Source organism: Pectobacterium carotovorum, assembly GCF_900129615.1.
Taxonomy (GTDB): domain Bacteria; phylum Pseudomonadota; class Gammaproteobacteria; order Enterobacterales; family Enterobacteriaceae; genus Pectobacterium; species Pectobacterium carotovorum.
In genome coordinates this window covers 310,859-324,042 of record NZ_FQWI01000005.1, presented here as the reverse complement: position 1 = coordinate 324,042, position 13,184 = coordinate 310,859, and the positions used below count along the sequence as shown (strand labels likewise).

Here is a 13,184-nt window from a genome sequence, read left to right as displayed (position 1 = left end):
AAAAAATTGATCGTTTCTATCCTAGTACATCCGACATATTCGCAAAAGAGATTAAAAGTTGAACGAACTATTGAACGTTAATGAACAGAGAGATAACGGTGAGTCAGACTACAATCAAGTCATAACATCAGAATGGACAAAACTGATAGCCACAACCTCACAAAAATCTTTTAATCTACTGCGAACCCTCGCCGATCAGAAAGCCTCCGACTTTGCTGACGCGTTCTACTCCTACATGCTCAAAGATCAAGAAGCCTCACTGTTTCTTTCCAGTCAGCAAGTCCACGATCGACTCCATGGATCGATGAGCAAATGGATTGCAGACATCTTAACGAATACCGGAGATCGTCTGGCTGACCTGATTAACCATCAAAAGAAAATTGGTCAGATTCATGCGCGTATTGGTATTCCCGTCGATCTGGTTGAGCGCGGCGCTCGGCGTTTAAAATGGCACCTTTATGAAGACATCGCACAGGTGGCAGAGGATAAAACACTATGCTTTGATGCTATGCGTTTTGCCTCTATCTCTATGGATATCGCCATAGAGGTAATGAGCAAGACCTATTCACAGTCGCACGATCTGGCTGCTAAAAATGAAGAATCCTATCGGCTATTTTCTATTCTGGAAAATGCCAGCATGGAGAGAGAGCGTCAGAATGCCTCGCTGCTGAATTGGGAAAATGCCTTTATTTTTAGTGTTGCCACCGGTACGCCGCTTTCCAGCATCCAGGACCTGAGTGATTCGGAGTTTGGCCTGTGGTTTAACCATAAGGGGAAATCCAGTTTCAGTAATATTCAGGGTATACGCACTATCGTCTCAATCATGACGGAAACGGATGACTACATTCGCAGCCATAGCACTACCGCACTACTGACACAGCAGGATTACGCCCCGTTACTTAAAACGGTCAGAAGTAAAATTTATAAAATAAACATGCTGCTGGGATCGCTATTTGACGAAGTCCAAAAACTGGAAAGCGGCAAGGATACGTTGACCCTTCTGTTAAACCGTCGCTTCCTGCCAACCATTCTTAGACATGAAATATCGCTGGCAATGCACTCAAACACCTCGCTCAGCATCGCCATGATTGATATTGACCATTTTAAAACCGTGAATGATACATATGGTCATGCCGCTGGCGATAACATCCTGAAAAGGGTTGCGGAAATTCTGTATGAGAGCACACGAAACAGCGACTATGTTTTCCGTTACGGCGGCGAAGAATTCATGATCGTGCTTATTGAAACGCCTAAAGTCGCCGCCCACACCATCATCGAGCGACTGAGAAAGAAAATCCAGGATCACCCGATTCATCTTCAAAACGGTGAAAGCGTGACAATGACCATAAGCGCAGGCATCGCCGTCTATAGCGGTCATCCAGATTATGAATGTCTGATAAAGGCAGCGGACGATGCACTCTATCAGGCCAAAGCCAACGGCAGAAACAGGATCGAATACGCGCCGGAATAACTATTCTATCTTATTGCAAACCTGCGTTTCAGTTCACATCTGAAAAGAATAGCGCCCTATTCATCATCGCAGGTTTACACCATATTCCTTACCAAACAGATGAATTTCCCTCCATTGAACAAATTCACAGCATGAAAACGATAAACCAACGATTTTACTAACCAACCCGCTAGAAATTTGATACATATTCAATAAATAAGCATGATCGTCAACAATGCGTCATGCAGTAAATCTTTTATACTTTGATCTTATTTTATCCTGGGGAGGAACGAGCATTGCAGCGACAGCAGGTTTCATCGTCACGAATTGATTCAATTGGGTATGACCCAAAGACGCACACGCTTGAGATAGCATTTCATAACAAAGATATCTATCAGTATGTCGGTGTGCCTGAATCTATCTATAAAAAGTTTATTTCTGACGCTGTCGTCTCTAAGGGCCGTTTCTTTGATGGCGTGATAAAAGACAAATTCCTATGCCGAAAAAACAAGTAGGTAAAAATCTAGCGGCAGCCGTTTCGCTACTCTTCGCCGTCTCTTAACGGCGAGTAAAAGAGTGGCTTTACACCGCATCAATTTGCCATTTCATCCACCAGCCCTGCCTTCCAAAATCGCAACTAATCATATGAATTAAATATAAATGGCGTCATGTAGCGATGTCGGTTAATCACGCGCATCGTTCGTTATACTACAAGAACACTTGCAGGTGATGTTCCCCTTTCTCTAGCACAATTCCGACCTGTTTCTTCTCTGCATCGAATAGCATATCCCTGCCATCCAGTATTACCTTTGATATCCCTTGGCATTGATGGCGATCGTTCACGACCTGGATACAATAACGGCTCTCACCCACGGCCACCTGAGCCTCAAAGCCTGGCCAATCATCGGGAATACAAGGTGACAGTATCAACTCACTTCCTTCACGGCGGATCCCTAATATTCCCTCAATGCCCGCTCGATACATCCACCCTGCCGAACCGGTATACCACGTCCAACCTCCCCGTCCCGAATGTGGTGCCACCGAATAAACGTCTGCGGCGATAACATAAGGTTCAACACGGTAGCGGGCGATTTGTTGCGGTGTCGAGCCATGATTAATCGGATTAAGTAAAGTAAACAGATCCCTTGCCTTATTCCCCCGCCCCAATTTGGCAAACGCTAATACTGACCACATCGCAGCATGCGTGTATTGACCACCATTTTCACGTAACCCCGGTGGATAACCTTTGATATAACCTGGGTCGTGCTCAGCACGATCAAACGGAGGCGTAAACAACAGCGCTAGCCCCTCGTCTTGCCGAATCAGATGCTGTTCCAGCGAGGCCATGGCCGTCGCCGCTCTTTCTGCATCAGCAGCGCCAGAAAGTACTGCCCATGATTGGGCAATAGAATCAATGGCACACTCATCATTGCTGTGACTGCCCAGCCATGTCCCGTCATCAAACGTTGCCCGACGATACCAGGCACCATCCCAGGCCGAACGTTCAATAGCTTCCCTGACAGATTCGGCATGATCGCGCCAGCGGGCCGCACGAGTGGCATCATATCGTTCAGCCAACGGTGCGAAGCGTGCGATGGTATAAATCAACAGCCATCCAAGCCACACGCTCTCACCTTTACCCTTCTCACCAACGCGGTTCATACCATCGTTCCAGTCACCGCCACCGATAAGGGGCAAGCCGTTTTGTCCGGTCAACTGTAAACATTGATCCAGGCCGCGCGCGCAGTGTTCAAACAGCGTCGCCGTGTCAGCTGAAGGCATCGGCTGGAAAAATGCGTCATGCTCCCCTTCAGCGACAGGTGGTCCCTCCAGAAAACCAATCTGTTCAGTTAGCACGTCATAGTCTTGGCTAACCTGAATATAGTTCGCCGTGGCAAACGCCAGCCAAACACGATCGTCGGAAATTCGTGTTCTCACCCCAGCTCCCGAATGCGGTAGCCACCAGTGCTGTACATCACCCTCGGCAAATTGCCGCCCCGCAGCGCGTAATAGGTGCTGACGCGTTTCCTCCGGACGAGAAAAGGTTAAGGCCATGCCATCCTGTAACTGGTCACGGAAACCATATGCGCCGCTAGCCTGATAAAAGCCACAACGCGCCTGAATACGAGAAGACAGCGTTTGATAAAGCAGCCATCCGTTGAGCATGATATCCATGGCGCTATCGGGTGTTTTCACGCGGATCGCCCCGGTTACCGATTCCCAATGCGCTTCTACGTCATGTAAAACCGCATCCAGATCGATCTGTCGGTATTTCTCCACCAGCGTTCTGACCAACTCAACAGACGCCGCCTGCCCGATAAACCAGACAACCTCAACCTCCTCGCCGGGTGCAATCGTCACCGCCGTCTGTAACGAACAACATGGGTCAAACCCCGCTGCAGTATTCCCCGACAAGGGGCTCTGGTTTACCAACGCTAAAGGCGCGCGCATATGCCCGTTACGCCCGAGGAACTCTGTTCTGTCCGCCGTCAGCGACTGCTGGCTACCCGCTAGATCGGAAAATCCCAACCGTCCGGGAAAACTACCAGACCACGGATTCCGTACCAACACCGCGCCCGTTTGTGAATCCACATGGCTTAACAAGTAAGGCGCACTGGCGCTACGTGATGTACCCAGCACCCATTCTGCATAAGCAGTAATCGTCAGTTGCCGCGTATACATAGAAGTATTGCGCAATCGCAAACGCGAGATCTTTATCGCGTCGCTCAAAGGGACATACTGCAACAGCATCGACTCGATATCATTGGCGGCATGGGTAAAACGGCTATAGCCAAAACCGTGACGTGCAACATAGCATCCGCCGTCATTAATCGGCCATGCCGTAGGGGTCCATAGCACACCACTCGTCTCATCGCGGAGGTAAAGCGCCTCACCGCCGGGATCAATCACCGCGTCATTGCCCCAAGGCGTTAATTGATTTTCACGGCTATTTTCTGCCCAACTGTAGCCACTTCCCTGTGCCGAAACCTGAAAACCAAACGTTGGATTGGCAATCACATTAATCCACGGCGCGGGCGTAGTGTGTTCAGCATCTAGCACCGAGACATATTCCCTGCCTTGCCGATCAAAACCGCCAATTCCATTAAAGAATGCCAGTCCTTCTGGACGGGAAGTGTTATCAGGCTGGGATTTTGGCGGGATGAGACTTACCGCTCTGATATCCTTATCAGGATGCGGAATGAGTGCCAACTGATGGGAAATCGGCCCACGACGCGCAACCAGCGAGACACGGGCGATTGATAGCAACAGCGCTCTTGCTTCTACTGACATTAAATCAGCACGTAGCGCAAAGACCTCTCCTCGTGTTGATTCGCCGCCAAGGCGGGCTCTTGACTGACTGCTACGAATGGCCGTTTCAATCGCTATCTGCAAATCCTGGATATAGGATGAGGAACGTTCGTTAACGATCACCAGATCGACATTCAGTAACTTCATTCGCCAGTATTCATGGGCCCTTAGTAACTGATGTACCTGGGCTATATCGTCAATGTCATCAATACGCAACAGCACAATCGGCAGGTCACCAGAAATAGACAGTGACCACAGATCGGATTGTTTACCTGCGCCCTTCACAATGGATTCAGACGGCGCACGAAAACGGGGATCGGCATAAATAATTGGCGCAGCCAGACGCTGAAAATCTGCCGCTTCCTCAGATTTCACGCCGAGATGGCGCAACTGCACCTGAGCCTGCGTCCAGGCAAACGTTTTATCCCGCTCATAGGCGCTGCGATCGTGGTGCTTATCAATCACATCAATTAACGCTTCGCGGGAAGCCGCCACCACGGTCCAAAATGCCACTCTCACCGTTTTACCGGCAGGAATTTTTACCTGTTGACGGAGTGAGAAAATAGGATCAAGTACCGTGCCGGTGGTATTCGACAAGACCTGATGACCCAGAATGGCATCGGCTGTCATCACTGATTTACCCTTGCCAATAAAACGCGCCCGGTCTGATTCATACTGCATCTTGCTGCCGATAGCCCCTTCCAGCACGACAAAATGCGCGGCCCAGACGGGGGGTTCATCCGGCGTTCGTGGGCGTCGGGTCGCAATCAGAGCAGAGAATGCGTCCAGATAGTCTGTTTGTACGAACATGCGGGAAAATGCAGTATGTGCCGTATCAGCACTGGGCGGAGCCAGCACCATTTCCGCGTAGGATGTCAGTTCGATATCGCGCTGGCGGCGCCCACTGTTTGTCAATGTGACACGGCGTACTTCCCCATCGCTCTCCCCCGATACCAACACATCAAGCGTGGTGGTCAGAGAACGTTCATGACGAATAAACGACGCGTGATCTTCACCAAAAATCACCTCATAACGATGCCTTGGTTCACCCAGCGCATTACCGATCACGCTGGGTGAAACGGGGACATGCCCCCCGGATTCACTTAGCTGACGTTGTTCACCAGCGGACCAAATTCTGTTGCTGCGCATATCACGTAACAACACAAAACTTCCCCAGTTATCCTGAGTCGTGTCTTCACGCCAGCGGGTAATCGCTAATTCACGCCAGTGGCTATAGCCGGAGCCCGTCGTAGTCAGCATCACCGCATAGCGGCCATTAGAGAGCAGATGTGTCATCGGTGCCCCTGTCGGCGATGCGGAGAATCGCCGTAACATGGCAGCCTCATTGCGGCTTTCGCCTCCACTGGCCTTCACCTCTTCAACCTGAGGCTCGGCGAGTGCCATCTGCGTCGGCAAACTTTCCTGTAACAGTAGCTCACAGGACTGAATCATTGGTTCGCGGTGGAAACGGCGGCGCATACTACCGTCATGCAGGGTATTGGCGATCGCGATCAGCGTCATCCCCTGATGGTGCGACATAAAGCTGTAAACGATAGCCACTTTTTTGTTATCCGGCAGACGAGACGGCGTGAAATCAAGCGCCTCATAGAAACCATAGCGGCCCGACGCCCCCATATCAGCCAAACGCGCATAGTTCCGGCAGGCAGCAAGCGGGTCCACCATGGTTGCCAAACCGGTCGCATAAGGCGCGACAACCAGATTGTCTGCCAGACCACGCTTTAAACCTAAGCCAGGCACGCCAAAATTTGAATACTGATAGGTAAAATCTATATCTCGTGCATTATAGGCCGATTCGGAAATCCCCCATGGCACGGATAACGCTCTACCATAAACCTGCTGTTGAGCCACAACCGACCGCGTGGTTTGTTCTAATAAACTCCCCACAGGAGCACGCATGACCAGCGATGGCATTAAATATTCAAACATCGATCCCGACCATGACATCAGCGCCGACCCGTGAACAGTGCGCACAGCCGAACGTCCCAGGCGGAACCAGTGACGCGTACTAACATCCCCTTTGGCAATGGCAAACAGACTGGCTAATCTGGCCTCTGAAGCCAACAAGTCGTAACAGCTCACATCCAGTTGGTTTTCTGACATCAAATAGCCAATTGATAGCAATTTGCGTTCGGGATCGACAAGGAAGGCAAAATCCATCTCTATCGCCATCTTACGGGCGCGTTCGGCCACTACACGCAGGCTTTCCATCAGAGATTCGGATGCTGTCGTAGAACCATGCAGCTCACGCTCATGGGAGGTCAACATCGATATCGTCGCACTAATCCAGAAGATGGACTCCGCTACCTCATCTTCATTGGCCGGCGTTAACCGCGTTTGCGTCCGCTGTAGTAGTTGCTCCAACTGCACTATCATTTCCGGTAACAGGCGATCCGATGGCAAATGGCTGTTTCGCAAACTGTCGATTTTATCTAACGACCGGAGCAGGACGGATTCATTCTTCGTTGCTTGATGAAGCAACAGTGATGTACGGATCAGTTGCAGGTGGTCAGCCAAGGACTCCCGATAATCCGACAACACATTTTCTTCCTGCCAGAGTTCGCAGGCATTTGCCAGAACAATCAAATTCCCTGCCAAATTGCCACTATCCACCGAGGACACATAAGCTGGTTGCAGCGTTTGTAGATCCCGCGTGTCATACCAGTTAAAAAAATGACCGCGAAAACGCGATAATCGATCCATGGTGCTCAGTGTCGCACTGAGTCGTTCAACCACCTCAGTCAGGCCAATCCAACCAAAATCGCGCGCTGCTACGGTAGACAGTAAATACAGACCGATATTGGTTGGAGAAGTCCGGTGAGCCACAACCGGCTTTGGTTGCTCCTGGAAATTATCCGGCGGCAAATTGTTTTCACCTTCAGTAACAAAGGTTTCAAAAAAGCGCCAGGTGCGTCGGGCGGTCAATCGCAGCGCCTGTTTATCTGCCTCACTAATGTTTTCCTGACGCGATATTGAGCGCTCACGACTCACTTGCAGTGCCAGGGTTGGCGCCGCCAGCCACACGATGCCAAGCGATAGCCAAAGTGGCCAATTCTGCGGAGTCATTAACCACCCGCCTCCCACCGCCGCCACACCGAGTAACACCCCGCCCAGCATTTGACGATAAAAGCCCCCTAGCGTCAGACGGGGACGGCGACCCGACTGCGCTGCCGTCGTCCATTCAAGTAAATGCTGGCGGGTAATCGTTAGCCGTATCAACGTGCGAATGAGTGCATCAAGCGCCTGCCAGCTATGATCGGCAAGAAAGACAAAAGAGAGCACGACCTGCATGAAAGCGAGCTTAAGATCGCGCAATAAATGCCGGATAGGCTGGCTTTGACTCAGCGACTGTTGTCGGGTTATGCCACGCAAACCGCGTGCGATAACATCCCACAACGCGGGCAGGCAGGAGGGAAACGCCAAGACCAGCAGGACGATAGCGATGCCCTTCCATGCCATATCAGGCGGTAGCGCCGCGCATCCAATCAGCATCAATAGAAGGCTTGGAGCGAGCAACGATCGGCGCAAGTTATCAATCATTTTCCAGCGCCCCACCGCGGGTAAATGCACCGTCGTACCTGACGCTGACGGCATCCGTCCCAGAATCCATGGCAGCAACTGCCAGTCACCGCGCGTCCAACGATGTTGTCGTTTGACGATCACATCATAACGTGAGGGAAAGGTTTCGATTAATTCAACATCAGAAGCCAGCCCCGCACGGGCATAAATACCCTCAAAGAGATCGTGGCTGAGTAGGCTGTTTTCAGGAATACGGTCTTTGAGCGCGCGTTCAAACGCATCAACATCATAGATACCTTTACCGGTATAGGACCCTTCGCCAAACAAATCCTGATACACATCAGAGATCGCCGCTTCATAAGGGTTAATTCCCCCCGGTGCCGAGAAAATCCGCTGATATAAGGACGTTTCATGCCCGGCAGGCAGAGATGGCGTAATGCGAGGTTGTAAGATGGCATATCCCGCCACAATATGTTCCCCGTGGCGATCCCAGCGCGGTTGGTTGAGAGGATGAGCCATTTTGCCAATCAGTTTTAAGGCCGTATCCCGCGGTAAACGCGTATCCGCATCCAACGTGATCACATAGCGAACATCAGCAGGAACATGAATATGATGACCGTCTACCGAAATAAAGTGGGTATCCGTCGCGCCGCGTAATAACCGATTAAGCTCATGCAATTTCCCCCGTTTACGCTCCCAACCCATCCACACATTTTCCGAGGGATTAAAGACCCGGCGACGATGCAATAATAAAAATCGATCGCCCGCAGGTCCTTTCCCATAACGCACATTGAGCTGTTGTATGGCGAGTAATGCCTGCGTCAACATGGGTTGATCGCCAGCAAGGTGTTCCGTTTCGGCGTCTACACCATCAGTCAACAATGCAAAGGTGATATCACCCTGCCCACCGGATAAGTAGTGAACCTCAAGCTGTTCTACCTGCTGTAGTAGATCTTGTGCGCTGGACAACAGCGTTGGCACTACGACTAATGTCCGGCAATGGCTGGGCACGCCTTGCAACAACTCCAGTCCAGCCAACGGTGCTGCGCCAAATAGCCAGGTGACCAGGCGATTAACCCAGGAGGTCGCGACGTCAGAACAGGGAATGATACAGATCAGTCCCATCACCACGAGCCAGGCATTCGACACCGCAGGAGAAGACAACACTATGCCGATGCCCGCCAGTAAAAACACAGTGAAAAACGCGATAGCACCAACATAGCCGCGCATGCCACCACTCAGGGTAAAGCGATTGAATCGCAGTAGAAACGCGGGCTGAAAACCGATCGCCTCTTCAAGCTGTGGCCTGCCCTCCGCAATCAGATAGTAACCCGGTTCACGCTTACGTTCGGTAAGCTCGTCAGAATGAGAAGAAGCGGGCACCTGTTGTGCCAGTAAAAGCGCTTGTTCTGTAATATCCAGTTCAGAGCTGGGTGCCTGACGCGCGAGTTGTTCAATCGCGCTGCGGTATAAATTTCGAGTAGGGAAATCCATGGTCGCAAAGTCACTGTTCGCCCGCAGACGTGCATCAACAAGACTCACGCTTTCGAAAAACTCAGCCCAATCGATATCCGAAATTAATCGCATACTGGTAATGATATTGCGCACAGTGACATTAGAAATGCCCAGACGCTGCTGAGCGTGTTGCACGACTTCTTCTGTTGAACTTCCCTGCTGTTTTAGCCGTTGTTCAAGCCACCCTAATGCGGGCGTTGTCTTTGGATCCTGATCGCGTAGTCGCTTGACCAACTGTGCCGCAAACGTCTCCGACAGAGGAGCATCGTTATCAGAAGAAAGAATATAAGCGGAGAGATAACTATTCGTTATTTCATCGCCTCGTACGGCGCCAGCTTCACCGGATTGCAAAAGTTCATTAGCAACCCGCTCAGCATCTGCGCGAGCCTTGCGCCCGACAGTCATCTGGTCAGCCAGACGCCGCAGATTTTCTATCAACACAATGCGCAAGGTGATAGCCACAGCCCATAGCTCACCGATCGTCAGAGGCTGAACATCCTGATACGCCATAATGAAGCGACGTAAAGCGATGGGGTCAACATGGCTGTCAGTATGAGCAATAAAAGCCCATACCAGCCCAAATACCCGTGGATAACCGGCAAAAGGGCCTTGTGACAATTTGGGTAGCTGGCGATAGTAACGAGGCGGCAAATCTTCACGAACTTCACGAATTTGCGCGGCGACCAAATGGTAGTTATCTAGTAACCATTCAGCCGCAGGCACGACACTGCCCCCTTTATCCAGCTCTTGAGCACTGGCTCGGTAAGAGGCCAGCAATACTTTTGCATTATCATTCAAACGCTGGTGTAACGAGATCACATTAGGTGGCGATAAGGTCACAGGCTGCGCGCTGGCTAACGTGCGGCCATGTTGCTCTAAGCGCTCCATGCCGAATAGATCCCCTCTAACGGGAAGAGTGTCATTCCAGGGCGACGCAACATCTTGGCGGGGGAAGGAAAAATGGCGGGAAAATATTTTCATAATCGCCTTTTGGTCTGGATGCAAAATACGCACTGACCACCTTAAAGGTAACGTTCAGAAAGCCAGGCAAACCTTATTGATCAGGATTACCGACACTTGATACAGGAACTGAATAAAAAATACGGGTCAATTGCCCAAATGGTGAGAGAAAGTGGAGTCAAGAAAAGAGAGGCAAGGAAGTAAGTATAGTCGATAAACGCTAATCCATTAGGCGCGGTCAAAAAAAGAAAAAAAACGTATAACGAAATAATTCAAAGATAATAAATTAAATATACAAAGAGGGTTCACCCTGGGGTCGAGTTTTAAAACGTCGATGCAACCAGAGATACTGCTCAGGGGCCCTCATGATTTCATGTTCTATCATTTTATTCAGATAATGAGCAGCTAACAGACTGTCCTCATAAGGATATTCTTCTAAGATCGGAGAAATAATAAGTTGATACCCTTTCCTACCATCCTTACGAATCACGACAGCCGTCACCAATTCAGAACGAGTCAGCTTGGCAATAATAAACGTCCCATTGCTGGTAGCTGCACGTTCTACGCCCAGAAAAGGCACAAATACACTGCCTTTTACGCCATAATCCTGATCGGGTGCAAACCAAACACTGCCGCCTTGCTTCAAAGTATGCACCATGGAAATGAGTTTTTTCCGGTCAACCAATACATTTCCCGATCTTGAGCGCCCCCATTTTTGCACCAGTTCCAACACGTTATTGTTATGAGGACGATACATCACAGTCATCGGTTTACAATGGCCTAAAATACGAAAGTGCAACTCCAGCGTCATAAAATGTACGCCAACCACAATAACACCGCGTTGCTTACTTTCAGCCTCTTGCAAATGTGTAATACCAATAATATCAATCCATTTTTTTATTCGCCAATCGGGCCAAAACCATGCCATCCCAGTCTCCAGCAGTGCGATGCCGAGCGAGGAGAAATTATCAATTAGCTTATTCTCAAGCTGCTGAGATGAGATGTCAGGGAAACAAAGCATCAAATTACGCCTGGCAATCGCTACTCGTCTTTTTAAAAAATGCATTGACTGACGCCCTAACCATCCTCCCAATACCACCAATGCAGGATAAGGCAGTTGAACCAGTAGAAAGAGTACTCCTAGACCAAACCATAATAACCAGTATCTAGGATGCGCGTAGCTTAAAAAAGACCGACAACGATTAAACATACCTTGATCTCTACTCACTTGCGCACGGTTGACATTCAACTTAAGTTACCACCATTCAGAGATAAACATAACGAAAAACAATTCATTTAATTATTGTAATTTTTCATATTCAGCAGACAATATTTCATAAATCTTACTAAAACGTTGTTGAATAATAAGTGGTTGACCTTCTCTTGCAGCAAGTACGCCAGAGAGAATCACACAAGTCTGTGTAAATAAAAACACTTTAAGCTCTTCTTCAGTCAATTGGAATGTTCCTCCATTAGAGGCAATTAAGCCTACTCGATAATTCTTTGAAAACGGAAGATAAATAACATCCTCTACTCTCCCCTCGGCAAAAAATACAATCCACACTTAGGACACATGACCGTAACATTTTCACGAAATCTATTTCTTTTCTGCTCAGTGAGATGCTTGCATACGGGACAACTCACTTTCACCGTTGTGCGATTAAACACCTGGAGAAAATCAAAGGTAGCCATACATTGTACCAAATAGGTGTATGAATATGCAGTGTACGCCCTAAAATCATAAATAGCACGATATCATCGTCATTAGCCTAAAATATCTAATATTAAACCTCAACACCCTGTTATTTAACAACAAATACCACAACAAAGAAATTAGCCAGATTCGTAAATTTATAAAATAAGTGTTGCCGTGAACACAATCGCTCAAGTTTTACTTATAGATAAGGTGAATAATCAAAATCAACATTAGATATGTCCTCACTGAATCCCCTATTAATTCAGAAAATATTATAAAAAAATATTAATATTAAATTTCAATAGAAAATAATAAACCAGGATTAAATCACTGATTTAAAAACAAAAACATAACTAAAAAAGAGTTATTTTATGTGAATCAATCATCAATAATTAATATAGGCATATCATCATCTAAAATAAAAATCGTTATATCCGTCATACTTCACGCTACTTGCGCGTTGACAAAGTTCAGTCTCCCAAATAACTGGCTGGATAGCCGTTACAGCTTCAGTAGTGTGCAGGCTATCACTCGCTTTATTTCCATGCGATTACATAGCGTATACTCCGCAATCCTTTGATCGGTAGCGCCGATCGATAAGATCGCATTGATCTATCAAAACGATTATCTTTTGATTATCAACACGACTAAGCTACTGCCGAGAATAACCATAACGTAATGTTTTATCTGTTCTTTATTCCCATACTCGGGAAGGAC

6 protein-coding genes are annotated in these 13,184 nt (G+C 48.7%); 2 read left to right on the top strand and 4 right to left on the bottom strand.

Annotated elements, in window-relative coordinates; genetic code table 11:
• The first annotated feature begins 58 nt into the window (after positions 1–58).
• On the top strand, positions 59–1,471 hold the full coding sequence (locus BUB06_RS12815) for a diguanylate cyclase (RefSeq protein ID WP_039471432.1): 1,413 nt from the start codon (positions 59–61) through the stop codon (positions 1,469–1,471).
• 275 nt (positions 1,472–1,746) lie between these two features.
• Entirely contained in the window at positions 1,747–1,965 is a 219-nt protein-coding gene (locus tag BUB06_RS12810) for a KTSC domain-containing protein (protein WP_010297369.1), read from the top strand.
• A gap of 193 nt (positions 1,966–2,158) precedes the next feature.
• On the opposite strand, the gene BUB06_RS12805 is transcribed toward BUB06_RS12810, so the two are convergent.
• The 4 genes from BUB06_RS12805 to BUB06_RS22475 all read right to left on the bottom strand — a co-directional run bounded on the left by BUB06_RS12805 (position 2,159) and on the right by BUB06_RS22475 (position 12,463).
• Positions 2,159–10,792, bottom strand: a complete 8,634-nt coding sequence (locus BUB06_RS12805) for a glycoside hydrolase family 94 protein (RefSeq protein ID WP_039471946.1) — start codon at positions 10,790–10,792, stop codon at positions 2,159–2,161.
• A gap of 265 nt (positions 10,793–11,057) precedes the next feature.
• Positions 11,058–11,981: an LpxL/LpxP family Kdo(2)-lipid IV(A) lauroyl/palmitoleoyl acyltransferase gene (gene lpxL, locus BUB06_RS12800; protein WP_039471430.1), complete on the bottom strand. Its 924-nt coding sequence runs from the start codon at positions 11,979–11,981 to the stop codon at positions 11,058–11,060.
• 90 nt (positions 11,982–12,071) lie between these two features.
• Positions 12,072–12,335, bottom strand: a complete 264-nt coding sequence (locus BUB06_RS21965; protein WP_049776246.1) for a hypothetical protein — start codon at positions 12,333–12,335, stop codon at positions 12,072–12,074.
• Entirely contained in the window at positions 12,302–12,463 is a 162-nt protein-coding gene (locus BUB06_RS22475) for a YnfU family zinc-binding protein (RefSeq protein ID WP_214607467.1), read from the bottom strand. Before BUB06_RS22475 ends, BUB06_RS21965 begins: the two co-directional genes overlap by 34 nt.
• Between the last annotated feature and the right edge of the window lie 721 nt (positions 12,464–13,184).

What these genes read in the sequence shown, in the direction of transcription:
- BUB06_RS12805 (WP_039471946.1), bottom strand. Translation starts at nt 10,792, where the DNA reads ATGAAAATATTTTCCCGCCATTTTTCCTTCCCCCGCCAAGATGTTGCG.
- lpxL (WP_039471430.1), bottom strand. Translation starts at nt 11,981, where the DNA reads ATGTTTAATCGTTGTCGGTCTTTTTTAAGCTACGCGCATCCTAGATAC.
- BUB06_RS22475 (WP_214607467.1), bottom strand. Translation starts at nt 12,463, where the DNA reads ATGGCTACCTTTGATTTTCTCCAGGTGTTTAATCGCACAACGGTGAAA.